Below are 25,479 nucleotides of genomic sequence, written 5' to 3'. Positions count from 1 at the left end.
ACAAGCGTAGGCCTCTCCTATAGAGAGTGGCAGAACCAGCTATACCTTATCCGGTTCTCTCATATATAAGTGAAGGCCTACGCTATAAACATATACGATTACCTGAAAGCAGCAGTGTTCAACTACCTTTGAAATCAAGCATTTCTATGGGCTTCTTTTTTCTTACGCAGTACGCTGTAAAGAATCGTACCACCGAATACAAGAATAATGATTGAAAAGAATAATACATGTGGCATTTCGTATCCAAAAGCGCCCGCGAGCATTTTACCGGCAATAATGGCAATAAGCGCAAAAGCAGCACGCTCAAGTTCCGGGATTTTATCAATAAGCTTCAAGAATAATTGCGCTACTCCCCGCATCATCAGAACACCTATGATTCCGCCCATAAAGAGCACCCAAACCTGGTTACTAACACCAAATGCAGCAATGACACTATCAATACTAAAAGCAATATCCATTAATTCAACAAGGAGAACCGTCTTCCAAAAAGAGAACCCCTTATTCTCGATCTTCTCGTCGCCGCCGCCCTTAAACAATCCGCCATAAGCGATATAAAAGAGATAGGCTGCACCGAGAACCTTAACCAACATGAATTTGATAAGAAAGGTCCCGAGACCGATAGCCAAAAATCTGAATACATAAGCACCTATGATTCCGTAGAAGAGCGCCTTTTTCTGTTGTTCTTTAGGTAAATGCTTCACCATAACAGCAAGCACGAGCGCATTATCTGCAGAGAGCAGCCCTTCCAATAGCACTAAGCTCCCTATAATCCCCCAGCTAACCGGGTCAGAGAGCGTACCTACGACATCGCTCCATGAGAAAAAATGCCCGTAGTTCTCACTAATATTCCTGAAAAAATCAGCGAACCAATCCATTACACTTGCGCCTCCGAAAAAATCGTCTATTTACTGCCAGCAACCCAGCGCAGTCCCCAACCATAAGCCTCATCAATCTCCCGATGACCACTGTAATATTGGACCAGCCGTTCAACACTGAATGTCTCGTTATTCACATTCCGAAATAACGCGATTGCACACATACCTTTACGGTTGTTGTGCTCGTCCAAATTGACAACAATATCGGGTCCACCGCTCTGAGTAATCGTGACAACACCGTCAGCTTCTGACCAATTGGTAACACCTTTATAAATAAAAGAAAAAATTAGAATTCGTTCAATCTCGGAAATTTTGCTACCATTAATCCGCAGATTCTCACCAGTTGTCACAGAGCCTGTCCGATCATCTCCGTCAAGCATGACATATGGAGGCTGGTTTAACGAACCAAACGCATTGCCCAGCGCCTGAACAACTCCCTTACTGCCATTCTTCAGCTCATATAGACAAGCAAGATCTAAATCCACACCGTTTTTACGATTAAAAAGCCCTCCGCCCTGCTTCTGATTCCAGTTGAGGTTAATCAGCAATTCACCTAAACCACCAGCTGATTTCTTCAGGTTGATCGAATCACCTTTTTTCTTCAGTTCGATCTTCTTCAGGTTGAGATTGATCGGTGGAGGTCCTACAGGTGAAGGTGCAGCTGCAGGAGGTGGCGGAATTTGAATCTTAGGCTCCGCGATCGGCGCTGATTGACGTTTAAGCTCTGGTTGCGGAGCTGCAGGCTTAGGTACTGGTGTCGGTGTCGGTGTTGGTGTAGGTTCATCGTTCGCCTCTATCCCAAAGTTCAGACACAGCTCCTTTAAACCGCCAGCAAATCCTGCAGCAATGGCGCTGAATTTCCATTCACCGTTATATCTATATAATTCTCCTACCACAACAGCCGTTTCCACGGAGAAATGATTTTCAAGATCACATCGGAGAAGCTCCGCACCTGTTACTTGATTCAGAATCCGAAAATAGGCCTGATTTACCTGCCTAAAACTTTGACCTCGCTTCTCGCCATCATAAATGGTGAGTGTAAACGCGAGTTTCATCACATCAGAAGGAACTTTATTTAGTTCCACGTCAAATTGCTTGAGACTGTTGGATGTAGGCATTTCCTTATATCTGATATAAGGCGTAGACGGATTATTATAAAATATCAAATCCTCATCTTTGCTTACTTTACCTTGTGCACCAAGCAGAAAAGCAGAAGTATCGATCTCTAATGCAGATGGCGATTGCCATCCAATCTCTACAATAAGAGAATCAAGTCCAGGATTTCCTTTCGTTAGGTCAACCTTTTGTCCTTTGACAACTGTAATACCCATTCTTACACCACCTTTATAAATGGAGCAAGCATAAACGCCTTCGGCGTCCTCATAAAGAGGGCAAGCGTTTAAGCGAGAAATATAAGACTCAAAGTATCGTGTGAACCTTATACTTTCTTACATTTTTAAATAACCCCACAAAATGGAGTTTATACTCCGCGACCTAATCCAGGTCCTTTGTGAGGGTGAAACTTATACTTTCTTAAATTCCAAAAAAAGGGCAGGATCGGTGATGACCCCGCCCGGAAGATGCTATTGCGCGTCCAGCCCATAATTTTTACACAATGCGCTAAGGCCGCCGCCAAAACCACTACCTACTGCCTGGAACTTCCAATCCGCACCATTGCGGTAGAATTCACAGAATACAACTGCCGTCTCTGTTGAGAAATCCTCACCCAGGTCGTAACGGAGCACTTCACGATCCGTCGAAGCATCCACCACACGTACGAAAGCATTGGAGACTTGTCCAAAGTTCTGTGCACGAGCTTCGTAATCATAAATCGTTACAGTTATACCAATCCGCTGAATATGTGCAGGCACTTTGCTGAAATCAACGATAATTTGCTCGTCATCTCCGTCGCCTTCACCTGTACGGTTATCCCCCGTATAGACTACGGAACCTGCACCACCATTAGGGTTGTTATAGAATACAAAATCATCTGTACCTTTAGCTTTGCCGTCTTCATGAAGCAGAAACGCTGAAGCATCGAGGTCAAAATCTTGACCTCCACTATACTTATTAGTGTCCCAGCCCAATCCAACAACTACCTTTGTTAGACCTGGATTAGTCTTGGTAAGATCAATCCGCTGTCCTTTGGAAAGACTGATCGTCACTGACATAACCTTCTTTCATGAGTAGATTCAGTTCATTGTGTAACCACAAGATCAATACTACAAGATTTATACCACAAGATTTATTGCAAGCCGTAATCGCGAGTCAAACCGCTCAAGCCGTCTTTGTAGCCGCTACCGATTGCATTGAACTTCCACTCTGCACCGTGACGGTATAGCTCACCGACAACAACGCCAGTTTCAATAGAAAAGTCTTCACCCAAATCGAAACGAATTAGTTCTTCATTGTTCAAATCATTTACGATACGTACATAAGAACGAGAAACTTGTCCGAAGTTTTGGCTTCTAGCTTCAGCTTCATAAATAGTAATAGTGAATGCTATCTTTTCTACATCCGCTGGGATACTCAGAAGGTCTACTTGAACCTGCTCATCATCGCCATCGCCGTCTCCAGTACGGTTATCGCCTGTATGAATAACAGAACCATTTTCGTTTTGCTTATTATTGAAGTAAATAAAGTTCGTTTCTTTTTCAACTTTGCTGTTCGCATTAGTCAAGAATACGGAAACGTCCAAATCGAAATCTTTACCGCCGTCATATTTATTAGTGTCCCAACCAAGACCTACTGTGATTTTGGACAGACCTGGATTTGTTTTTGTTAAATCGATCTTTTGACCCTTGGATAGATTAATTGCCATGATAACATTCCTCTTTTCTTTTATTTGGATTATACGTAACGTTCCGCCAGTTGATTAATATGCGCCGCGTGACTGCCCTCACCAATTGCGGCGAACTTCCATTCGCCACCTTGCCGGTAAAGCTCCCCACAAATAAGCGCTGTATAACCATTGTAATTTTCAGATAGGTTGAAGCGGATCAGCTCATTGTTGCCTACAGCATTTATCACACGGATATAAGCTGATTTGATCAGTCCGAAATCCTGTTTACGGTTCGTAGCATCATAAATATTCACGACTACAAGAACCTTGTGTACATCGGAAGGAATGGCATTCAAGTTGACCATGATTTGCTCATCGTCTCCGTCTCCATCACCCGTGAGATTGTCTCCGGAATGAATGACAGAGTTACAAGGGCTTTGCTTATTGTGGAAGCAAATCAGGTTCCCCTTCTTAACTAGCTTACCGTTCTCATTAAGCATCAGTGCTGAAGCATCACAGTCCACGTTGGCCTGTTTCTTCATCCCGAAGAATCCGCGAGACGGCTCAGCTGGATCCCAGCCCAAACCTACAATTACGTTAGATAAGCCTGCATTACCTTTTGTGAGGTCAATCTTCTGACCTTTTACCAGATTAATTCCAGCCAACTTTACGTACCTCCATTCCCTAAAAAGAATCACCATTTGTTAGTCTAGCTTTTGTATGTTCTATCAGTGATACGCTAAAGAACTAAATACGTTTCATCCGAACTCATGTATATGGTATTACATCGTTTATAAACTAAATTCACTAGGGTTTAATCCCAAGACACCGCAGATATGCCGTACAACCGCTTTTTCATGGTCATCAAAATCACCATCAGCAGAGCCGATAGCTGAGCATACACCCACAATTACGCGCCCCACATCCGGTTTGCCGGTAAACTTACCGATGGCTTTGAGTGCTTCCTGCTTACCGATTTCCGGGGAAAATTCAAAGTTACTTACATAAAAGTTGAACTGGGTAATGACGTCTCTCATGTCAAATACCTTTAGCTCATTGCTCATATTCATATAGCCGGCCATTTTATTCTTTTCAGCTTCTTCTATTTTACCGTCGGCAGCAGCAACTAAGGCGCAGCCCGCAACTACCGCATTCATGAAATCTTTATTTTTAAATTTCTTCACTTGATCTGTTAGTCCGTTTTTGGTGGTATTCAACCAGCTTTTAAATGTGCTCATCGTATTCTCCTTCTATCACCGCAAGATTATGATAACAAAAGATATCCCAGAGCCTCCTCTCCACGTATCCGACAGAATTTTCATAGTAGATCTCTGAATCACGGTTTACTCTTCTAATATACCTGATAAAATAGCAATATTCTACTTTTCCAAACTCTTACAGTACTTTTGATAGAAAAGATTGTGTCCGTTCTTGCATAGGATTTCCGAACAATTGCTCCGGACTGCCTTCTTCTACGATTTCGCCCTGTTCCATGAACAGCACACGATCCCCAACCTCACGTGCAAAGCCCATTTCATGGGTTACCACAATCATCGTCATCCCCTCACGGGCCAAATCCTTCATCACTGCCAGCACTTCACCGACCATTTCCGGATCCAGCGCAGAGGTGGGTTCGTCAAAAAGCATTATTTTGGGCTCCATCGCCAGCGCCCTAGCAATCGCAACCCGCTGAGCCTGACCTCCGGACAATGAAGCTGGATACATCTCTGCTTTTTCACTTAATCCTACCTTTTGCAGCAGTTCCAACGCTTTTTGCCGAGCTTTATCTGGAGACCATTTCCGCACCCGAATCGGCGCAAGCATAATGTTCTCAATCACCTTCATATGTGGAAATAGATTAAACTGCTGAAATACCATTCCTAGCTCTGTGCGGATAGCATTAATATTAGTACTCGCGTCCATCAATGAGGTACCCTCAATCACAATTTCACCACTCTGCGGCTGCTCCAGTAAATTCAGGCATCGCAAAAAGGTAGATTTACCTGATCCAGACGGGCCGATCACCACCACAACCTCCTGACTGAAAATATCAATGCATATGTCGGTCAATACTGCATTTGTTCCGAATGATTTATGTAAATTTCGCACTGAAATCATAAGCTCACTCATATTACAGCCTCCGTTCGACGTAGTTTAGCAGCTTGCTAAGAGTATAGGTGAGAATGAAATAAATAAGTGCCGCCGTCAAATAAGGCTCCCAGATCCGCAAATATTGCCCTTTCATTGTATTGCTCCAATACATAATTTCCGGTGCGGCTACGAGCGCAAGAAGTGAAGAGTCCTTTACTAATACAATAAATTCGTTGCCAAAAGCCGGAACCATCCGTTTGATCGCCTGCGGTAAAATAATAAAACGCATCGCCTGCCAATTTGTCATCCCAAGTGAAATAGCTGCCTCCCGCTGTCCGCGGTCGATAGATTGAATACCTGCCCGAAAAATCTCAGCGGAATAAGCTGCCGAATTAAGCGACAATGCAACAAACGCAGTGATCAGCGCATTGGTTTTACCGTAAATTGGGGGAATCACTCCAAAGTGAACAATCAGGATCTGCACATACAGCGGTGTCCCTCGAAAGAAATTGATATAAGAATGAAAAGGCCAGCGCAAATACCATTTTGGTGCCATTTTTCCGAATCCAATCCCCAGACCCAAAATAGAGCCAAATAAAATAGAGACCACAGAAATACCGATCGTCAGCAGGGTCCCTTTTAATAAGACAGGCAAATACTGAATGATGATGTCCAATCTAAAATCCATAGGACTCTTCCCTTCTCTTCTCTTCTTTAGGTCACAAATGATTAAAAAAGAAGCATGCGCAATAGCAATCATTACGCACGCCTATTAGCTTCTCCTCTTATTTTGCCTTCAACAGATTATCTAAGTTAGGCTCTTCGCCGAACCATGTTTTGTAGATCTCCGCATACTTTCCATTCTCCAATACCTTTTGGATGGCAGGATCCAGTTTCGCTCTTAAATCACTGCCTTTCGGGTATAGAATACCGTAATATTCAGCTCCGAAATTCTCTGTGTCCACGATTCCCACCAAATTCTGCTTCGGATTGTTCTTCATGTACTCACGCACTATGGCAATGTCTGCCACAACCGCGTCGGCTCCACCACCATTCAGTTCCATCAACGCTACCGCATTGCTGTCAAAACGCTTCAGATTTGCGTTATCAATCCCCATAATTCCACTCATTAGCTCATCGGCGGTAGTAGCAGCCTGCACAGCAACCTTTTTATCTTTAAGATCGAGGGCATTTTTGATATCACTGCCTTCTTTGACCATAATCATGTTGGTAGATTCAAAATAAGGAATGGAATAGTCATACGTTTCTTTACGTTCGTCCGTGATGGATACTGAAGATAGTCCCGCTTGATACTCCGTCCCTTGCTTTACACTCGTAAGCATCGTGTCCCAGCCTGTATTGGTGACCTCATAGCTAAGTCCGGCTTCTTCCATAACTGCCTTAATGAAATCAATATCAAATCCTTTGATCGTATCCGTGTCCATATATTCCATTGGCGCATAACTAGCATCACTGGCAAATTTGATCTTCTCTACTCCCGCACTTTTATTGCTATTTGCATTATTCGACCCACATCCCACTAATCCCACGATCATCAATGCAACAAAAGCTGACATAATCCAACCTTTTCCCATAGCACCATCTCCATTTAACCTATTTTTTGTAAATAACTTAAAGAGATTTTAACAGAATTAAGAATTGGTGACAATTAACTTTTCTATTAAATGTAATGTTATATAACATAATTATGTTTTATTGTGACTTTTATGCGTAGTGCTACTTGAAGAACCTTCGTATTTCTCTCTGAAATATCAAAAAAGGCACTGCCAGAGATTCTATCCTCTCTAGCAATGCCTTTAGCACATTTAACTGTGCATTCTATTAAAGTATGATATCCCCATCATAAGAACCAATCATTTTGTAAAGATCTGGCCGGCGATCACGGAAAACTCCCCACTCGATCCGTCCGACTTCCAAAGCATCCAGATCAAATTCGCTCACCAGCACGGTTTGCTCATCTCGGCCTGCTTCAACAATTTTATTACCTTGCGGTCCGGCAATGAAGGAAGAGCCGTAGAAATTAATGCTAGAATCTTCATCAATTTCTTCACCGATACGGTTAGAGGCAACGACTGGAATAAGGTTAGCTGCTGCATGCCCAAGCATACAGGTCTGCCAATGATCTTTAGAATCGATCGATCCATCCTGCGGTTCCGATCCGATAGCGGTTGGATAGAACAGAATCTCTGCTCCCATCAAACTCATTACTCTAGCCGCTTCTGGGTACCATTGATCCCAGCAAATCCCTACGCCAATTTTGGCATAGCGAGTGTTCCATACTTTAAAGCCGGTATCTCCCGGATTGAAATAGAATTTCTCTTCATACCCTGGACCATCTGGAATATGGCTCTTGCGGTATTTACCTAATATCGTTCCATCGGCATCTATTACAGCCAGTGAGTTGTAACGTGCGTAATTCTTTTTCTCATAAAAACTGATCGGCAGCACCACTTGCAGCTCCTTGGCTACTGCTGTGAAATGATTAATCGCTTTGTTATGCTCTAGCTCTGTTGCATATGCGTAATAATCAGCTTTCTCTTTCTGGCAGAAATATGGAGTCTCAAACAGCTCCTGCAGCAAAATAATTTGCGCTCCCTGTGCCGCTGCTTCTCTAACCAGGGCTTCGGCTTTGCGGATATTCTCATCAATATTACTGGAACAGCTCATTTGTGTCGCAGCTACTTTTACATTTCTCAAGAATCTGTCCTCCTTGTATATAAATGTCCCTTTGGACGTTTAGTTTCCTTCAATTATTGCTGAGCAGGCATTTGCTGCGTAGTGCAGTGAACATTCCCGCCTTCAGTGATGACTGCCATACCGTTAACTGTACGAATCTTACGTTCGGGGAACAAACCAGCCAGCACTTCCTCGGCAAGTTTATCTGTCTCCACCGCTGTACCGCCAAACACAGGCAATATAATTCCACCATTTACGAAATAGAAGTTTAAATAACTGAGCGTCAGACGGCTGCCGTCATGATCCACCCGTGGTGGCTGCTGAATCTTGATAATCTCCAGCTTACGCCCTTTCGCGTCTGTCGCATTCTCCAGAATACGAAGATTCTCCTGTGTAATCTCAAAATTCTCATCCTGCGGATCCTCACAGACCTGAATAATGACTTTTCCCGGAGCAGCAAAGCAGGCGATATTATCCACATGGCCATCGGTTTCATCACCACTTAAACCACGTTTAAGCCAGATAATAGTATCTGTACCCGTATAATTCCGCACATACTCTTCAATATCCTCGCGCTTCAGTTCTGGGTTACGGTTCGTATTGAGCAGACATTCTTCTGTAGTAATCAAAGTGCCTTCTCCATCCGTATGGAGCGAGCCGCCTTCCATCACCAGCGGTGCATCAAAGCGTGTAACTTGTGAGTGTTCGAGAATCTGTGGCGCCACTTCGTCATCCAGATCCCAAGGTGAATATTTACCGCCCCAGGCATTGAACTTCCAGTTCACACCTGCTAGAACACCGTCTTTATTAACAACAAAGGTAGGTCCGTTATCACGCAGCCAAGCATCGCTATGCGCTATAGGCAGCAGCGTTACATTCGGTCCACTAACCAGACGTTCTACTCTTTCCACGTCCTCCGGGTTAACGATGACCGTGATCGGTTCAAACTCAGCAATGGCTGTGATGATCTCCGTATAACCTTGACATACAGACTCATGGTTATCCGGGAAACACATGGATTCCTGCACCGGCCAGGAGATAAAAGTACGTTCATGTTTGCCCCATTCCGGTGGCATTGTATAGTTCAATTCTTTAGGATTCATGTGTTAACTACCTCTACTATTATATTTGGAGCTAGCCCTACCCTTAAAACTCCTTCCCCATCATACAATAATATGTTCTAGCGCTCAATTCCCTGAGACACTAATAATGTTGGAAGAAATCTTTTTGTTCGCCACAACCTTTTACAGTTAAACTTTTTAGGTTTAATCCGTTTCAACAAGTCTTTATTTAATTATTTTAGTTCAAAAGAGAATATCATTTAATATTTTTACTTATTATAGTGATTCTATTTTCATTTTTATTGCCTTTTGTATAATTAACTTAAAGGAGTGAAATATAATGGACGACATCGATCTGCAAATCTTGGAGCTGTTGAAGAGCAACGGACGCATGACTAGTTCCGAAATCAGTAAAATCGTTCATTTGTCCGTGCCTTCCATCACTGAAAGAATCCGCAAGCTGGAGAATAGCGGAGTGATTGATCAATTCACGGTCAAGGTGAACCGCAAAGCAATAGGGCAAAATCTAGTAGTTTATATATTTGTACAGCTGCACGGCTCGGTTGAAACAGAGCACTTCCGCAAAACTATTATTCAATCCCCACTAGTACTTGAATGTCATCATATCTCGGGGGAATACGACTATCTCTTAAAGGTGGGGCTGATGGATTTATCCCAATTGGAGGAATTTATAACGCATACGCTCAAAGCCAATCATGACATTGTAAGATCCAATACTGTATTTACTTTGTCCACGCTAAAAGAAGAATAAATAAAAGGAGTGATTCCTTATGGCATGGGAGTGGATCGCCAAAGGAATTCTGTTGGGGCTTTCTATTGCGGCTCCGTTAGGTCCTATCAGCATATTATGCATCAAGAAAACGTTAAACTCAGGATTCAAAACCGGTCTATGCTGCGGCTTGGGAGCAGCCACAGCTGACGCAGTTTATGGCAGTATCGCCGGATTCGGCTTATCCTCCCTAACCGCTCATCTGGTTGATCACAAAACGGTGCTACAAGCCTTAGGCGGATTATTTATTTGTTATCTGGGTATAAATTCGCTATTAGTTCCTCCGAGGAAGAGAACCGTTGAATCCGATACAAAAACAAACTCAGTGAAATCATACGCAGTAACGCTGCTGCTGACGTTATCCAATCCTATGACGATTATTTTTTTCCTCGGTGTCTTCAGTGCCTCAGGTGTTCTTCTGTCTCATAGCAGCTCCAATATGCCGTTTTTAGTTGGCGGTGTATTTCTAGGTTCCACGTTTTGGTGGATTTTTTTAACAGGGAGTACCGCCTTGTTCAGGAACAACATGATATTCGGAAGCTCGAAACAGAACTTATTCAACAAACTGTCTGGACTAGTAATGTTATCTTTCGGCGTTATCGCCCTTATTCAATCTCTCGATCTCCGGAGATTCTTTTAGACAGAATATCAAACTAAACGGTAATTCTTTTTACCACATTGCCTTCAAAATCCTTAACGATGAATTCTCCAGCCTCAAGGACACCATAAGAATTCGGATTATTCTCTTTAGGCAGCGAAATGGAGCCCGGATTCAGCACGAATACGCCCTCTTTTACGTCCGCAACCGGAATATGGGTATGCCCCTGAATAAAGATATCCTTCTCGGATAGTGCCGGTAAATTCTCAATACTAAAGCCATGACCATGTGTAACATAGATTCGTCTGCCTTCATGCAGGAGCATGACATAATCGCCCATCATCGGGAATTGCAACAGCATCTGGTCCACCTCAGCATCACAGTTACCGCGTACTGCCGTTATGGGCTTCTTTTGGTTATATTCATTCAATTTATTAGCAACTCCCTGTGGGTCGTAACCCTTCGGCAGTGGATTTCTGGGACCGTGATATAAAAAGTCTCCTACGATAACAAGACTGTCTGGCTGTTCTTCCTCTACCTTTTCCAATGCCCGTTCTAACCAGAATAAAGATCCGTGAATATCGGAAATAAACATTAGTTTCATCAATGTATTCTCCTTTTCGACTTAACTTAAATAAATCTTGTGCTCAGATCATAATTTTAACCTTGAATATACCCACAACGCAAAAGCGGACGTTCCCCTAAAAGGAACGCCCTGCTCTATATGCTTCTACCCTTACGGTAAATTCGATGATCCCATCAAGAATCGATCCACTTCGCGGGCCGTCTGACGACCCTCATCAATGGCCCAGACAACAAGGCTTTGTCCGCGGCGCATATCGCCTGCTGTGAATACACCTTCTACATTGGTCGCTTGTGCACCGAACTCCGCCTTGGCATTTCCGCGCTCATCACGTTCTACCCCAAGCTCGCCTAGTACAGTCTCTTCGGGGCCTGTGAATCCCAAAGCGAGCAGTACTAGCTGCGCCTCTAGCACTTCCTCACTGCCGGGTACTTCAACCGGAACCATCCGTCCCTGTTCATTACGAGTCCACTCAATTCGTACCGTATGCAGCTCCTGCACATGTCCACCGTCATCGCCGATAAAACGTTTTGTCGAAACAAGATATCGACGTGGATCTTCTTTATATAACTGCTCCGCTTCTTTTTGTCCATAATCAACTTTAAGAACCTTTGGCCATTCCGGCCACGGGTTGCTAGGCTGACGCGTCAGTGGGGCCTGTGGCATAATCTCAAGCTGGATCACACTACGACAGCCGTGGCGGATCGACGTAGCTACACAATCCGTGCCAGTATCTCCACCACCGATTACAACTACATCCTTATCTGCCGCAGACAGATATTCACCATCAGCAAGTTCTGAATCCAGCAAGCTCTTAGTATTCAACGTTAGAAACTCCATAGCCTGATGAATGCCGCGCAGCTCTCGACCCTCTATCGGAAGATCACGTGCCTGCGTGGACCCGCCACACAAGACTACTGCGTCATGCTCCACCTTAAGCTGTGCAGCCGAGATATCTCGCCCAATCTCTGTATGAGTCACGAATGTAATCCCTTCAGCCGCAAGCAAATCCACCCGGCGCTGCACCGTCTTTTTATCCAGCTTCATGTTCGGAATACCATAGGTCAACAAACCGCCAATCCGGTCTGCCCGTTCATACACAGTCACCGTATGCCCTGCCTTGTTAAGCTGAGCAGCACAAGCAAGGCCTGCTGGACCTGAACCCACTACAGCTACTTTTTTACCTGTGCGGGAAAGCGGCGGCTCTGGCACAATCCAACCTTCTTCAAAACCTCTATCTACAATCGCTTTTTCAATCGATTTAATCGTAACGGGCTTGCCATTCATCCCCACCGTACAAGAACCTTCACAAGGCGCCGGACACACACGTCCAGTAAATTCAGGAAAGTTATTGGTCTTGTGCAGACGTTTCAGCGCAATCTCCCAGTTTCCACGATAGACCATATCATTCCATTCCGGAATCAAGTTATGCAGAGGACAGCCGGAAGCCATACCAGACAACAGACGTCCTACATGACAAAACGGTGTGCCACAGTCCATACAACGCGCACCTTGCTCACGCAGCTTCTCTTCCTCCATAGGAATCGAGAATTCATCCCAATTCTTAATCCGCTCAAGCGCCTCACACTCCGCAGGCGTCTGCCGTTCAAATTCTAAAAATCCGGTTGCTTTCCCCATCTCTGTCATCCTCTCTAAAATATCCCCACAAAGTGAAGCTTTCTTCGCTGCGTACACAGGTACTTTGCAGGGACCCCAATATATACTTTCTAAACCGTTGAAAAAGATAAATACGCTCTATGTTTGTCTGAGGTCAAGCTTATGCCACTCTAAAGCGTCAAAGTAAATGCCTTCATATTAACATCCAATATCGTCATCGAAAATGAGTAATGTCACCTTTTTATGTAAAATGAAACAATCAAATTAAGAAAATAGAAAAACAAAAAAAGCACACAGTGTACTGTACCTGATTAAAGTACGTTACTCCGCATGCTTTTCAATATTGATCTTATAAAAGACTATCTATTTCACTGTCAGTACTACTGTCCCAATCCCATTTACAGTTAACTTATTCCCTGTCAGATCCAGCGCAAGTTCATCGCCAAAGATGGTCTTCCACTCTCCAAGCTGCGGCAGAACCACAGCGGTCTGTTCAGCATTCGCATTAAAAAGAACGTAGATATGCTTCGCTGCATCTCCTCCAGCATGGCCACGCAGTGTATAAGCTACTGCACTTGCCGGTGCTTTTTCAAAAACCAAATGCTTCCGAATGTCATCTGCGGTTCGCATACGGAAGGCCGGGTGAGCTTTACGCAGTGCAATTAGCTGCTTCATATACGCCACTTCTTCCTGATGCGCAGCGCACAATTCCCAGTCCATACGATTGATCTCAACCGAGGATTTGTAGCTGTTCTCCACTCCGTTCTTGGTGCGCATAAATTCCTGACCCGCATGGATAAAAGGAATCCCCTGACTCATGAACACTATCGCAGAAGCCAGCCTATGCATGGATCGGCGCTGAGCGACCGTCTCGCCCTCAGTGGACAATACGATTTTGTCCCATAAGGTATGATTATCATGACACTCCACATAATTAACGTTTTGCTGAGGCTCTTCGGCAAATTGCTTAATTCCTGGGCTGAAGTCAATTCCTCCCGCAATCCCCGCCTTGATCGCAGGCTCCAGACCCATCATTCCACTGATGAAGCCCGGCTGATCATACAAAAAGATATTTCCTTTAATCGCATCCCTGAAGTCATCATTAAAATGTCCGATTCCCGGCATAAGGGAGGCATTCTTCTGATGAGCGAGCCGTTCCATCGGCAGCTCTGTTCCCATCATCCAGCCTTCACCAATCGTCATGATGGATGGATCTATTCCATCCAGACGCCGCCGAGTTTCCCGCATCGTATCAACATCCATCAAGCCCATCAAATCAAACCGGAAGCCGTCGATATGGTATTCTTTAGCCCAATAGACCACGGACTCCACAATGAAGCGGGACATCATCAAGCGTTCTGTAGCGACGTCATTCCCACAGCCTGAGCCATTCGACAAGCTTCCATCTGGTTTATATCGCAAATAATAGCCTGGAACCAGTTTAGTAAAATTCACGCGATATCCATCGTACACATGGTTGTAAACAACATCCATAATGACACGGAGGCCACGATCATGAAGCGCTTGAATCATTGTTTTTAGCTCTTGAATACGTAGTCCGGGCATATAGGGATCCGTAGCATAGGAGCCTTCAGGAGCATTATAATTCTTCGGATCATAACCCCAGTTAAAATGAGGTTCATCCAGCTTCGTCTCATCTACACTCTCTGTAGAATAATCATAAATAGGCAATAGCTGCACATGGGTTACACCGAGATTTGCGATATGATCAAGTCCGGTTAGAATACCCTCAGGTCCGCGGGTTCCTTCTTCCGCCAAAGCGAGATATTGTCCCTTATGAGTCATCCCGCTCGCCGGGTGAATGGATAAGTCACGCAAATGAAGTTCATAAATAATGGCGTCCACAGGATCCTCAAACGGCGGCTTATCTTCCGTCCAACGTTCAGGGTCTGTCTTGCGCAAATCTAGAATAGCGCCTCTGTCACCGTTCACGCCAACAGCCCGTGCATAAGGATCAGCTGCTTCATTCCACTGTTCACCTAAACGCACTCGGTAAGTATAGAATTTGCCATCCAGATCACCGTCAACTGTAGCTCTCCACGTTCCCCGGATATCGCGAATCATAGCATATTTGCTCTCCGCCGCTCCCTGCCATGAATCATAGATTACTAGCTCTGCCTCCTGAGCCGTAGGAGCCCACAAGCAAAATGATGAGCAGGCCGGTGAATAGGTCAGTCCCAGATCATCGCCGTCGTAGCTGAACAACTGATCAAACTCCTGAGCAAAAACAGAAATACCCCTAGTAGTCGCAGGATCACCATAATAAATGGGTTCCTTCATTTCCTTTTGTACGGACAAAGCACCTATCCCCTTTTCCAGTTATTAACTGGATTATAGTATGATCCTCGCATTTGTGCAAACGTTTGGACTCAAAATAATTAGATCATTTTTCCAGAGGAATTCCCTTAGCAGATCGCGATTAACTAGGTGTTTCTAAGATATTCAAACCTACCATCGTAATGATGTCTTTATTCGAATAATATGGAATGCGCCGTTCTTTACAAAGAGCAATTCTTCCGTCCTTATACCTCACACCATTATCCTGAATGATGAGAATTGGACGATCACCGTTATCAGGCACCTCATATCCTATACCTAATACCCAGTGGTAGTCGTAAGCAAAGCTCCCTCTCCACCGAAAATTAAACCATTTATCAAATTTAACAGCGACTGGTCGACCTGCATCAATCTCCGCTTTATACACATCGAAATCGTTAAAAGTAGAGATAGATAGCTTATACTCCCCCTCTGGCGAGATTGAAGCGTTGATATAAGCTGTGATTCCCTTTACAAAACGACGTGTACTCATGCCTAAAGGGGTTCCTCCGTGATGACTGTATATGTAATTAATATGATCTGCTTTGGAGTGAAAATGACCTGTGCCACGAATAAAGTCCATTCCTAGCTGGGTATGCCAATACTCGGTTAAAGCTGCCATTGTCGCAGGTCCACAAGCAGAAGACGGGGATGAAACCCCAGCCTCCCACTGTGTGTATGGATCCGCCGGTAGTTTGTTGCTGAGACTGGAGTTTCTATGCTTCATCAGGACATTTCTCCTTTTGAAGAAATCGGCTTAGAAGCTGAAAGGGCATTGCCCTCCGGGAGTAGAATCACATTTTCACCAGCATCCATAGGTACCTCTAAATCAAATCCTGATTCCATTTCCTGAGCGGGTTTCTGCTCTGTCTGAGCAACTATTTCTTCATCACTCTCATCTCCGCTTTCAGGATTAATCTGTAGCGTGAAATAGAAATTAGAGCCCTCTCCTTCGCTACTCTCCACCGCAATGGCTCCGCCCATCAGCTCGACGAGCTTTTTGCAAATGGCTAGTCCTAAACCCGTCCCAGCATACTTACGATTAAACGAGGAGTGCAGCTGGTAGAATGATTGAAATAACTGATGCTGCTTTTCTAAAGGAATACCTATCCCCGTGTCTCTGACATTAAACTTCAAAGGCGATTTCTTTGAAACCACGGACAAATTCCGCTCCACGTAAATACAGACATTGCCTCGGTCAGTAAATTTAATCGCATTGCTAACCAGATTAACCAATACCTGACGTAATCGTCCTGCATCTCCCATAATGAACGTAGGAACTCCTGGTGCCATGCTGTAAGACAGCTCAAGATTTTTTTCCAAAGCCTTAGCCATAAATAGATCCGTTACACTGTCCAGTACCTCTCGAAGATGCACGGGCTCATGTACGATCATCATTTTTCCGGCCTCAATTTTACTGTAATCGAGAATTTCATTCAGAATATATAGAAGAGAGCTACTGCTCTCCTTAATAATATTTGTGTACTCACGTTGTTCTTCATCTAGTTCTGTCTCGGCAAGCAGATCAGTCATCCCCACAATGCCGTTCATAGGCGTGCGTATTTCATGGCTCATAATGGCCAGAAACTCTGATTTAGCCTGGTCCGCTTTTTCCGCAGATTCCTTGGCACGAATGATCTCCTTCTCATCTGTAATATCCCTGAACACGACTACAACACCCTTAGGTTCACCTTTATCAAAAAGAGGCGTTACCTGGTACTCTGCAAGAAAGCTCGTGCCATCTTTACGCCATAAGACTGCATCCTTGCTCTGGTAAGATCCCCCTGACCTAATGGCTTTGATTAATGGCGACTCCTCTGGCCGGTAATGGATCCCATCAAGCGCTGTCTGCTGAATATGATCTAGATAGGTATGACCCATAATCTCATCATGTTCATAGCCGAGCATATGCAAACCTGCTGGGTTGATGAAGGTCACCTTCTCCTCCATATCGAGTCCAAAAATACCCTCCGAAACCGCATTTAAAATAAGGGTGTATTCATTGCTTAGCTTTTCGATTTGTTCCGTATATCTTATACGTTCCGTAATGTCACGGGAAATACCGTATACGCCTACCACTTGATCGTCTACAATGATCGGAATATTAGTGGTATTAATCTCTATAAAATGGCCTTCTTTATGAATAAGTGTCAGATCATAGCTTTGAGGATAGCCCTTAGCGGCTAAGTTAAAATGATACAGCGTCTTCTCCATGTCCTTCTCATGCACAACGGGACCAAAGTACATTCCGATCAGTTCTTCCAGCGAATACCCTGTCAGTTTCTCCAGATTCGCATTGGCTGTTAAATAATCCCCTTGCAAATTCATGGAGTACACAGCAGAAGGATTATATTCAAATAAGGATTTATAGCGCTGTTCATTCTCTTGAAGCTTGAATTCGAACTGTTTGCGCTCTTCAACTGCATGACGCGAGATTAAATCCAGCGAATTCTCGGACATCAATCTATAATTACGTTCACTTTGATAAATCTGTTCCTCTAGATCTCGTTGATCTTCCATTTGTTGGTCTGCAATCTTTCGGTCTGTAATATCTTCGGCGTACACAATAATACACGAAGGGGCTTGTCCTGTTGTTCCAAATCCTGAGAATGTCAGGGAAAGCCATACCGGGTGATCCCCTTTGTAAAAGCATTCTTCCTTCTTCCAGCTCCCTGCTGGAGAATTCTGAAGCTCGTCCATCACCAATCTATAGGAAAGCTCTTTCGAAGACGTCTGTCTATTTTCCATTTCTGCAAAAATAGCCCCAGCAAGAAACTCAGCTTCAGTAAAGCCAAGTAAATTGCAAAAAGCCGGATTGACCTTTAGCCAGTTGCCCTTACCATCGTTCAAAGACAGTACGGCTATTCCCTCTGGCGACCTCATAAATGCATGTTCCAACATTGTGCTGTATTCTACCGCGTTATCCATCTACGCCAGACCTCCTTTGTTGCGAACGTTGCATCCTTTATTCCATCCTAAGTTCAGTATACGATAAGAGAAGTGAGTATAGAAATGCCCTGCGTATCATTTTGAATAGGGAATAGTTTAATTTTAAATATTGACTGGATGGCCTGGGGCAAACTATTATTAAACATAATAATATCGTTCGTGACCTATTACGCTGGAAGCACCCGTAATAAAGGCTTTTGCCTTTGCTACGGGTGCTTTTTTTGTTGCCATTAGGTTACGACAATAGGAGGAGAACAAATGAAAACATTAAAGTCGGTGCCCTTATTACTGCTGGCGATCCTGCTACTGCTAAGCACATCATCTGGAGCTATTGCTGCATCCACAACAGAATTAACCCCCTCTGTTAAAGCGGCTTTTGATCTGACAGCCGCGACAGCCGAGGGTCCTGCTAGGGTTAAGTTGACTGCTCTGTATAATGATTTATCCACCTTAAAGCTGCAGTATGATCAGCGCGAGGAGCAGATCCGAATCCTTCACTACAACAATGAGCAGTCGATAGTCGTTGTACGTCAACAAATGAAAGAGATTGATCTTGAAGTAGTGAACCGCTTGGAAGCCTCCGTTAAGAGCTGTAAGCAACGCTACCAGCCCTTATTTGATCAGTATAGTGCGCTTAACAAACGAATTAGTATCGCCAAGACTCTTAAGGATAAGACCTTGAATACCGTACTGCGTGCCCAAGGTGACGCTATGAAAATCTTGGTTCAGTTGGCACGCCAAGAGATCAGCGATAAGCAGAATCAGCTAAACGCTGCGAAAAAAACACGTACCCAAAAAATAGCTGAAGCTCGCAAAACCTTAGCTGGCATTGAAAGTCCTCAAATCACGATCAAATCTAACAAGAGCGTGATCACCTCGTTAAACAAACGTGTCTCAGCAGATTGGACGGACTTTAAAGCAGCGATTCGTAAACAAAATCTTACGCTAACCACCCAATCCCTATCTTCACTGGTCTCTGGTTATCGTCAGATCGCAACCCACAAACAAAAAATAATTGAGCTCGAACAAAAGGTTTCCCTTGTTATAGCGAATACAAAGAAACAAATCAGCTAACGGTCTTCTTCTTCTCATTTGCTCTGCGATAAGCCATCACTTTGCGGTACATGCTTTTATTAGAAAGATGTTTGAAAATATACGGATCCGGACTAGTATTCACTTCAATAATCCAAGGCGTCATGTGGTTATCTAATCCTACATCTACACCAATCTGTTTAAACCCAGGATATTTCTTATGGTAGAAACGTCCGGTATCCTCACCTAGCTTTCTCAATATCTTAAGCATCTGAGCTTGCTGAGCATCGTTCAAATAAGGCGACAGCAGCTTCTCCATAGACATTAGCGTACCACCGTTATGATAATTGGTAACAATCTTGCCTTTCTCAGCTACTCGGCCAATCAATCCGGTAGTTTCCCATTTGCCACGCGGACTGAGCTGGACCATCACACGGATGTCAAAGCGATGCTTACCATGCTTCAGTAAAACAATGCCTCTCTGAATCAAGTAACTACGTCCGCGTGTCGCTTTCTTAAGTGATGAATAAAAGGTGTCATAGACTCCAAACGTTTTTATCTTTGTTCCACTTTGGTATTTGTATTCTGTTCCATGAGAGTCCTTACTCTGTTCAACCTTCATCACACCATTACCGTAAGTACCGTGTTCCGGCTTAACGTAAATCATCCCATATTTCAGCAGCATCGTCTTTAAGTTGGCTTTACTAAACCTTACAGTCTCTGGAATCAGCGGTGAAATCTCGGAACTTTGCATGAGCACCTTGGTTTTAATCCATTTGCTGGTCAACGCCGACTTTGACTTCGTTCCCAATTGCCCTCTCCCCTATCACTCAAATAATGATCACAGCCTTGCTTAGCCTTAGTATTTTATGCATCGGCAATATGAATGGCATGGGTTGAACGCCCTCTCCGCTTTCAGATGTATCTCCAGATACTAAAGCTGCATATGGTGGGAAGAGGATAACCATTAGCGGATCAGAGGAGGCATGAACCATGCATATTTGTATTATTGCGCCGGAACGGCTCCCGGTTCCGGGAGACGGTTCAGTAGAAATTTGCATTTGGGCCATTGCCAGACGGCTGGCTGAGAAACATAAGGTTACCATTGTGAGCCGAAGAGCGCCGGGACTGCCCGATGCCTCAATATTAGAGCAGGTCAGAATCATTCGGTTGCCTGCAAGTACTCCCGTCCATTATCGTACTTCGGTATTAGACTACATTCAGAATGAGTCATTTGATATCGTTCAGATTGATAATCGCCCCCATCTTATGTCTGCTGTAAAGAAACGGCTCCCTCATCTTCCGGTATTTCTATTTCTGCATTCTCTTACATTCACACCGGACACAAATAAGACTGCTAGGGCCCTGGCAAGAGCAGATCTGATTATTGCGAATAGCCACTCTCTACAACGAAGATTAACTCACCGATTCCCTCAATTAGACAATGAAATCCGTATTGTCCTGCTAGGAGCAGATCTTGATCGATTCACTCCCGTAGGCACACAGGAAAAATACCATCTTCGCAGACTTTACAGACTCCCGAAGGCCTTTACCGTCTTATTCGTCGGTCGAGTCATTCCCCGCAAAGGGGTGCCCATATTGATACGCGCTATGTACCATTTAAATAAACATCTTCCCGTTCATCTTGTAATTGCAGGCAAAGGGAACCCTTCGTATTTACGTCAGCTGAAGCTGCTTGCAAGGCGGCTGGGAGTACCCGTCTCTTTCCTTGGAAATGTAGCTCATGAAGATATTCATACCCTTTATCAAGCCGCCGATTGCTTTGTATGTCCTTCTCAGAGTCATGAATCCTTTGGACTTGTTAATGTAGAGGCTATGGCCTCGGGACTGCCCGTCATCGCTTCTAGCAATGGAGGTATCCGTGAGATTATCGATTCCGGCCATAACGGCTATCTGGTGGAACGATATCGCGAGGCCTTGCCCTTCGCTAGATATTTGCTGCGACTAGGCCGGAATCCGGAGTTAGCAGCAACCATCGGGAAACAAGGAAGAGCAGATGCGCTTGAGGTCTTCAATTGGCACCGTACAGCAACTGATTTGGAACGCATTTATCAAAGATACATTAGTACAACAATAGAATCCTACAAGTATAAACGGGAAATATAAGACATAAAGTATGGTGCGAAACTTATACTTTCTTATATTTCAAAAAAAAGTAGTCCGCCTCCAATCACTGGAGACGGACTACTTTGAGTTAAATAAATTGAACAACTGTAAGAACAAGCCCTACAACAAAACCGCATAAGGCACCGTTCACACGAATCCACTGAAGATCTTTACCTACTTTATCCTCCAGCATATTCACTAGACTAGCATCGTCCATGCTATCCAGATTCTCTTTCACCAAAAGACCGATTCGGTAGTGGTTAGCCTCTACAAATGCAATTAATGAAGCGCGAATCCGCTCCTCCCAGCTGCCGATCCACTCTTGTTCCTTGCTAATACGGCGCACAAGCAGAGCATATAGTGCGAATAACTTGCGTCCACCAGCTGCCCGGTCCTCTTCCAACAAGGAGAGTGCCTTGCTACGTACGTTCTCCAATTGAGTATGCAGAAAAGCGGTTGCCGCTTCTCCCTCAAGCTCATTTAGTGCCCATTCTTTTACAGAAGCCATTCTAGCCTCGTCATTAACAATCTGGAACAGTGCCACCCGAATTTCTCGAATGATCTCTTCACGATATGGACTATCCTCTTCACGAAAATCGCGAATACCCGACTGTAGCATGCCTTGCAGCATTTCACCAAGCATATCCGCATCCATAAACCCAACGAAAGCCTGAAAAGCCATCCCCTTAAGTCCACCAAGCTTCACTTCAGCCAGTTTCTCACTGGCGATCTTACCCAGCATAGCTTTCGTTTCAGGACGACCGCTCCAGTTAGACACCCCTTCCAGCGCATAATCCAGAGCCGCTACATCTTTTCCATCGTTCATTAATTTAGTGACAATTTTATCGGCCGCAACCCCAAGCTCCGCTTCACGAATATAATCGGAAGCTGCCTTTTGAAGAAAAGGTACAGCTTTCTCTACCGGAAGTCGTGACACAAATTCGCTAAGCTGCTCTAGGATCTGGGCTCTCGCCTTCTTCTTACTAAAGAACTTCGTCAGCAGTTTGGAACCCATAGACATAATACCAAACTTGCGCAGCTTGTTCTCAATACTCTCTTTGTTCAGCAGCTCAGTCTCCATAGCAGTAATTAACGACTGGATAATCTTATCGCGATTCTTGAGCAGCAATGAGGTATGTGGAATACGTAACCCCATCGGATGACGGAATAACGCGGTTACTGCGAACCAGTCGGCAATCCCCCCGACCAGCCCGGCCTCAAATCCACCTCTTAGTAGAATCACAGCGAGATTTTCAGGTAGAAATAGTGTAATCAGAAACCCACATGCCATAAAAGCTAGTGACATGGTGGCCAAGTTTTTGGATCTCACGATTAGTCCCCCTTACATATACAGCTACCGATGTCCTTACGCAGGAAAAATATCGGCGGATCACGTCCCACGAACATGAACTGACGATAGACTCGGTTAGTCGATTAGTTTGACAACTATTGTACCACGACTGAACTATTTTCTAAAAATATACGATTATAAATGAATGAAAAGGTGTTTTTGGTTTTCAGAATATTAATGATAAGATACAAGTAACGTTTTCACTGGCCCGCGAAGGGGACAACTAAGACTGGATAAGGAGATCATACACTATGCTGATTGCTTTAGATATGGATGGAACATTGCTGAACGAAGAAGGACAAATTAGCCCAAAGAACCGCGAGGCGATTATAAAGGCTCAAAATTTAGGTCATATCGTAATTATTGCTACGGGACGCTCTTTTATGGATGCGGAACGACAGCTACGGCTAGCGGATCTGGAATGCCCTGTGGTCAGTCTGAATGGCGCAGTAGTCACACTGTCTGACCGCACGCTCGCAGCAAGTACACCGCTGAATAAGGAAGACATTATTCCTGCGTTACGCTGGATGAATGAAATTCCGGATTTGTATTACGAAGTATACACAGAGGACAACGTATATGTAGAACTAAATAAACGGGTTAGATTAGAGAAATTATCTGCATTAAGTGAAGAAGAAGTCCCAGAGGAAGTCAGCTGGCTGCTAAAAGCAATGATCGATCAGCAGTTTCAACAAGCAGCGGTAACTTACGTAGAGAGTATGGAAGAGATCTGGAGCAAAGAGGAAAACGTCATTTATAAAACGTTAGCTTTTTCTCTAAACCGTGAACTGCTCAAAGAAGCCTCCACCCGCTTTGCCGCGATCCCTGGCCTCATTATCACAGCCTCCCATGTCAACAATATCGAGATTAACCACGAAGATGCCAACAAAGGCTCCGGTGTAGCTATGCTCGCCGCCCATTATGGAATCCCACTAAAGGATGTAGCCGTAATGGGTGACAGCTATAATGATCAACCGATGTTCGAGGTGGCTGGCTACCGAATTGCCATGGCTAATGCAGCTCCGATACTCAAGGAAATGGCTGAATTCGTTACCGTCAGCAATGAGGAAGATGGAGTGGCGGTAGGACTTGAGCATCTTTTGAATTTGAGCAGAGAATCTCAAAAGTGATTCCTTTGTTACGTTGCGTGTACACAAATAGCACCGTGGGCAGTTATGCTCACGGTGCTGTTTGTACCTCTCTTCCACACCTATTTCACCTCAAATGATCAAGGGAGTTGTCCTCCCCCTCCCATTCAGCACAAACACGTACATAATCCCCCACGTCAGGAAATGCCACCAGTTCAATAATGATCAATTCTAGCGGGGTAAGCGCCCGCAAACCATGTCTCGATCCAGCAGGTACCATGACCGTGTCTCCGGCAGCAACCCCATGAAGAAAGCCGTTCATACGGTACTCTCCATTTCCAGAAAGAAAAGACCATATTTCTTTGGTATGCCTGTGAAAATGATAGCTAGTGTGCTTCCCTGCCAACATGGTAATTTTGGAGGTCGTGACCTCAACTCCTGCTGCTGTTCGTGAGAAATCCAGGATGCGAGAGCTTCCCCACCGCTTTTCTTCAATCATCGGCTTTGCAGCATGCCCCTCCAGCTTCTGCTTAATCCGTTTCGCCTGCTCGATCCCAGCAACCAAAATGCCATCTGGACCTGCCGCCACGATTAATCCCGGAGCTCCGATGATATGCACGGGACAAGAGAGCTCGTTCACCAAATGGGTTCCTTTTGAATCCTCAGAAATGCTCCCCCTGCCAATTACCTTTTCCTGCAAATGAGGGGTAAGCGCATCCCAACTGCCAATATCGGCCCAGACTCCGGTATAAGGGATAACTACCGCTCGCCGTGTATGTTCCAGCACCTCATAGTCAAAACTTCGTTCTGGCAATTCGTCATAACGCTTCAATAGCTCCATGTAATCAACCGGGAGGCTCCGTTCTATCATACTTGAGAGCAGGTAGCCTAGTGAGCAGGAAAACACCCCGCAGTTCCATAGTCCTCCATGGGAAATGAACCCTGCCGCCGTCTCTTCGTCTGGCTTCTCCGCAAACTGCTTAACATTTAAAAAGGACATATCGCTCGAACCTTCACCGGGTAAAATATACCCGAACTGTGTGGATGGGAATTCAGGCGTAACACCGATCAGGGCAATATCCGCTTGTGATTCGGACAGCACGCTGGGAAATTGTTGAAGCTGTTTAAAAAAAGAAGCCTCCACATATGAATCCACCGGAATGACCACTACGATCTCTTCCAAATCTATTTTCTTCACGGAGTGCAAATAGCTCGCCGCCAGAGCAACCGCAGTAAAGGTTCCCCGCTTTTGCGGCTCCGCCAATAAGGAAACCTGATCCCCCACAGATTTGCGAGTAATCTCCACCTGACTGCTATGGGTTACAATACAGCTTGAATCCAGCAATCCTGCCTCATCCAGCCCTCTGCATACTCGCTCAATCATCGACTCCATACCGCCATTTTCTGTTGGAAGAAGTTTCAAGAATGCCTTTGACCTGATTTCATTCGACAACGGCCACAGCCTCTTTCCCGATCCCCCTGAAAGGAGCACGATCTGCAA

The 25,479-nt window shown here is 44.6% G+C and carries 24 protein-coding genes; 5 read left to right on the top strand and 19 right to left on the bottom strand.

The window, feature by feature from the left end; translation table 11 throughout:
- Positions 1-134: 134 nt before the first annotated feature.
- The 11 genes from ACDZ28_RS09945 to ACDZ28_RS09895 all read right to left on the bottom strand — a co-directional run bounded on the left by ACDZ28_RS09945 (position 135) and on the right by ACDZ28_RS09895 (position 9,548).
- Complete coding sequence (locus ACDZ28_RS09945) at positions 135-875, bottom strand: DUF475 domain-containing protein (RefSeq protein WP_042123539.1); 741 nt, start codon at positions 873-875, stop codon at positions 135-137.
- Positions 876-901: 26 nt separating this feature from the next.
- Entirely contained in the window at positions 902-2,206 is a 1,305-nt protein-coding gene (locus ACDZ28_RS09940; RefSeq protein WP_375104554.1) for a TerD family protein, read from the bottom strand.
- Positions 2,207-2,458: 252 nt separating this feature from the next.
- Positions 2,459-3,040 (bottom strand): TerD family protein, encoded by a 582-nt coding sequence (locus ACDZ28_RS09935; protein WP_042123537.1) that lies wholly within the window; start codon positions 3,038-3,040, stop codon positions 2,459-2,461.
- Between the two features lie 80 nt (positions 3,041-3,120).
- The gene (locus ACDZ28_RS09930) at positions 3,121-3,696 is read right to left on the bottom strand and encodes a TerD family protein (protein WP_042123535.1); all 576 of its coding nucleotides are present in this window, start codon (positions 3,694-3,696) and stop codon (positions 3,121-3,123) included.
- A 29-nt stretch (positions 3,697-3,725) separates the two neighbouring features.
- On the bottom strand, positions 3,726-4,322 hold the full coding sequence (locus tag ACDZ28_RS09925) for a TerD family protein (RefSeq protein ID WP_375104553.1): 597 nt from the start codon (positions 4,320-4,322) through the stop codon (positions 3,726-3,728).
- A gap of 126 nt (positions 4,323-4,448) precedes the next feature.
- A complete protein-coding gene (locus ACDZ28_RS09920) occupies positions 4,449-4,895 on the bottom strand; it encodes a tellurite resistance TerB family protein (protein ID WP_042123532.1) in 447 nt (148 codons plus the stop codon).
- A gap of 157 nt (positions 4,896-5,052) precedes the next feature.
- Positions 5,053-5,775 (bottom strand): amino acid ABC transporter ATP-binding protein, encoded by a 723-nt coding sequence (locus ACDZ28_RS09915; RefSeq protein WP_042131778.1) that lies wholly within the window; start codon positions 5,773-5,775, stop codon positions 5,053-5,055.
- Positions 5,776-5,788: 13 nt separating this feature from the next.
- Positions 5,789-6,436 carry an amino acid ABC transporter permease gene (locus ACDZ28_RS09910; protein WP_042131777.1) on the bottom strand — a complete coding sequence of 216 codons (648 nt, stop codon included), beginning with the start codon at positions 6,434-6,436 and terminating at the stop codon, positions 5,789-5,791.
- A 97-nt stretch (positions 6,437-6,533) separates the two neighbouring features.
- Entirely contained in the window at positions 6,534-7,343 is an 810-nt protein-coding gene (locus ACDZ28_RS09905; RefSeq protein ID WP_042123530.1) for a basic amino acid ABC transporter substrate-binding protein, read from the bottom strand.
- Between the two features lie 247 nt (positions 7,344-7,590).
- Entirely contained in the window at positions 7,591-8,466 is an 876-nt protein-coding gene (gene aguB / locus ACDZ28_RS09900; protein WP_375104552.1) for an N-carbamoylputrescine amidase, read from the bottom strand.
- Between the two features lie 53 nt (positions 8,467-8,519).
- Entirely contained in the window at positions 8,520-9,548 is a 1,029-nt protein-coding gene (locus ACDZ28_RS09895; protein WP_375104551.1) for an agmatine/peptidylarginine deiminase, read from the bottom strand.
- Between the two features lie 298 nt (positions 9,549-9,846).
- Here ACDZ28_RS09895 and ACDZ28_RS09890 point away from each other — a divergent pair, with 298 nt between their 5' ends.
- Positions 9,847-10,278: an Lrp/AsnC family transcriptional regulator gene (locus ACDZ28_RS09890; protein ID WP_076116494.1), complete on the top strand. Its 432-nt coding sequence runs from the start codon at positions 9,847-9,849 to the stop codon at positions 10,276-10,278.
- Positions 10,279-10,297: 19 nt separating this feature from the next.
- Positions 10,298-10,936, top strand: coding sequence for a LysE family translocator (locus tag ACDZ28_RS09885; protein WP_375104550.1), 639 nt, complete (start codon positions 10,298-10,300; stop codon positions 10,934-10,936).
- 13 nt (positions 10,937-10,949) lie between these two features.
- On the opposite strand, the gene yfcE is transcribed toward ACDZ28_RS09885, so the two are convergent.
- The 5 genes from yfcE to ACDZ28_RS09860 form a co-directional block, all read right to left on the bottom strand.
- The gene (gene yfcE / locus ACDZ28_RS09880) at positions 10,950-11,498 is read right to left on the bottom strand and encodes a phosphodiesterase (protein ID WP_042123522.1); all 549 of its coding nucleotides are present in this window, start codon (positions 11,496-11,498) and stop codon (positions 10,950-10,952) included.
- A 132-nt stretch (positions 11,499-11,630) separates the two neighbouring features.
- On the bottom strand, positions 11,631-13,115 hold the full coding sequence (locus ACDZ28_RS09875; RefSeq protein ID WP_375105332.1) for a glutamate synthase subunit beta: 1,485 nt from the start codon (positions 13,113-13,115) through the stop codon (positions 11,631-11,633).
- A 342-nt stretch (positions 13,116-13,457) separates the two neighbouring features.
- On the bottom strand, positions 13,458-15,413 hold the full coding sequence (pulA, locus tag ACDZ28_RS09870) for a type I pullulanase (protein ID WP_375104549.1): 1,956 nt from the start codon (positions 15,411-15,413) through the stop codon (positions 13,458-13,460).
- A gap of 121 nt (positions 15,414-15,534) precedes the next feature.
- Complete coding sequence (locus tag ACDZ28_RS09865) at positions 15,535-16,158, bottom strand: C39 family peptidase (protein WP_375104548.1); 624 nt, start codon at positions 16,156-16,158, stop codon at positions 15,535-15,537.
- Positions 16,158-18,359, bottom strand: a complete 2,202-nt coding sequence (locus tag ACDZ28_RS09860; RefSeq protein WP_375104547.1) for a PAS domain S-box protein — start codon at positions 18,357-18,359, stop codon at positions 16,158-16,160. The genes ACDZ28_RS09865 and ACDZ28_RS09860 overlap by 1 nt, the downstream gene beginning before the upstream one ends.
- A gap of 279 nt (positions 18,360-18,638) precedes the next feature.
- On the opposite strand from ACDZ28_RS09860, the gene ACDZ28_RS09855 reads away from it, so the two are divergent.
- Positions 18,639-19,454 (top strand): hypothetical protein, encoded by an 816-nt coding sequence (locus tag ACDZ28_RS09855; protein WP_375104546.1) that lies wholly within the window; start codon positions 18,639-18,641, stop codon positions 19,452-19,454.
- On the opposite strand, the gene ACDZ28_RS09850 is transcribed toward ACDZ28_RS09855, so the two are convergent.
- Positions 19,447-20,223, bottom strand: coding sequence for a YheC/YheD family protein (locus tag ACDZ28_RS09850; protein ID WP_231574005.1), 777 nt, complete (start codon positions 20,221-20,223; stop codon positions 19,447-19,449). The genes ACDZ28_RS09855 and ACDZ28_RS09850 overlap by 8 nt on opposite strands.
- 182 nt (positions 20,224-20,405) lie before the next feature.
- Here ACDZ28_RS09850 and ACDZ28_RS09845 point away from each other — a divergent pair, with 182 nt between their 5' ends.
- Positions 20,406-21,539: a glycosyltransferase family 4 protein gene (locus ACDZ28_RS09845; RefSeq protein WP_375104545.1), complete on the top strand. Its 1,134-nt coding sequence runs from the start codon at positions 20,406-20,408 to the stop codon at positions 21,537-21,539.
- An 88-nt stretch (positions 21,540-21,627) separates the two neighbouring features.
- Here ACDZ28_RS09845 and ACDZ28_RS09840 read toward each other — a convergent pair whose 3' ends face one another.
- Positions 21,628-22,869 (bottom strand): DUF445 domain-containing protein, encoded by a 1,242-nt coding sequence (locus tag ACDZ28_RS09840; protein WP_042123511.1) that lies wholly within the window; start codon positions 22,867-22,869, stop codon positions 21,628-21,630.
- 272 nt (positions 22,870-23,141) lie between these two features.
- Between ACDZ28_RS09840 and ACDZ28_RS09835 the strand changes: the two genes are divergently transcribed.
- Positions 23,142-24,020: a Cof-type HAD-IIB family hydrolase gene (locus ACDZ28_RS09835; RefSeq protein WP_042123509.1), complete on the top strand. Its 879-nt coding sequence runs from the start codon at positions 23,142-23,144 to the stop codon at positions 24,018-24,020.
- Positions 24,021-24,105: 85 nt separating this feature from the next.
- Here ACDZ28_RS09835 and ACDZ28_RS09830 read toward each other — a convergent pair whose 3' ends face one another.
- Entirely contained in the window at positions 24,106-25,470 is a 1,365-nt protein-coding gene (locus tag ACDZ28_RS09830; protein WP_375105331.1) for a sugar phosphate nucleotidyltransferase, read from the bottom strand.
- Between the last annotated feature and the right edge of the window lie 9 nt (positions 25,471-25,479).

This window comes from Paenibacillus sp. RS8, from assembly GCF_041956825.1.
In the GTDB taxonomy this organism is placed as follows: domain Bacteria; phylum Bacillota; class Bacilli; order Paenibacillales; family Paenibacillaceae; genus Paenibacillus_AQ.
This window is presented reverse-complemented; position numbering and strand designations above follow the sequence as displayed.

What these genes read in the sequence shown, in the direction of transcription:
- ACDZ28_RS09945 (WP_042123539.1), bottom strand. Translation starts at nt 875, where the DNA reads ATGGATTGGTTCGCTGATTTTTTCAGGAATATTAGTGAGAACTACGGG.
- ACDZ28_RS09940 (WP_375104554.1), bottom strand. Translation starts at nt 2,206, where the DNA reads ATGGGTATTACAGTTGTCAAAGGACAAAAGGTTGACCTAACGAAAGGA.
- ACDZ28_RS09930 (WP_042123535.1), bottom strand. Translation starts at nt 3,696, where the DNA reads ATGGCAATTAATCTATCCAAGGGTCAAAAGATCGATTTAACAAAAACA.
- ACDZ28_RS09920 (WP_042123532.1), bottom strand. Translation starts at nt 4,895, where the DNA reads ATGAGCACATTTAAAAGCTGGTTGAATACCACCAAAAACGGACTAACA.
- ACDZ28_RS09915 (WP_042131778.1), bottom strand. Translation starts at nt 5,775, where the DNA reads ATGATTTCAGTGCGAAATTTACATAAATCATTCGGAACAAATGCAGTA.
- ACDZ28_RS09910 (WP_042131777.1), bottom strand. Translation starts at nt 6,436, where the DNA reads ATGGATTTTAGATTGGACATCATCATTCAGTATTTGCCTGTCTTATTA.
- ACDZ28_RS09905 (WP_042123530.1), bottom strand. Translation starts at nt 7,343, where the DNA reads ATGGGAAAAGGTTGGATTATGTCAGCTTTTGTTGCATTGATGATCGTG.
- ACDZ28_RS09895 (WP_375104551.1), bottom strand. Translation starts at nt 9,548, where the DNA reads ATGAATCCTAAAGAATTGAACTATACAATGCCACCGGAATGGGGCAAA.
- ACDZ28_RS09890 (WP_076116494.1), top strand. Translation starts at nt 9,847, where the DNA reads ATGGACGACATCGATCTGCAAATCTTGGAGCTGTTGAAGAGCAACGGA.
- ACDZ28_RS09885 (WP_375104550.1), top strand. Translation starts at nt 10,298, where the DNA reads ATGGCATGGGAGTGGATCGCCAAAGGAATTCTGTTGGGGCTTTCTATT.
- yfcE (WP_042123522.1), bottom strand. Translation starts at nt 11,498, where the DNA reads ATGAAACTAATGTTTATTTCCGATATTCACGGATCTTTATTCTGGTTA.
- ACDZ28_RS09875 (WP_375105332.1), bottom strand. Translation starts at nt 13,115, where the DNA reads ATGGGGAAAGCAACCGGATTTTTAGAATTTGAACGGCAGACGCCTGCG.
- ACDZ28_RS09865 (WP_375104548.1), bottom strand. Translation starts at nt 16,158, where the DNA reads ATGAAGCATAGAAACTCCAGTCTCAGCAACAAACTACCGGCGGATCCA.
- ACDZ28_RS09860 (WP_375104547.1), bottom strand. Translation starts at nt 18,359, where the DNA reads ATGGATAACGCGGTAGAATACAGCACAATGTTGGAACATGCATTTATG.
- ACDZ28_RS09855 (WP_375104546.1), top strand. Translation starts at nt 18,639, where the DNA reads ATGAAAACATTAAAGTCGGTGCCCTTATTACTGCTGGCGATCCTGCTA.
- ACDZ28_RS09845 (WP_375104545.1), top strand. Translation starts at nt 20,406, where the DNA reads ATGCATATTTGTATTATTGCGCCGGAACGGCTCCCGGTTCCGGGAGAC.
- ACDZ28_RS09835 (WP_042123509.1), top strand. Translation starts at nt 23,142, where the DNA reads ATGCTGATTGCTTTAGATATGGATGGAACATTGCTGAACGAAGAAGGA.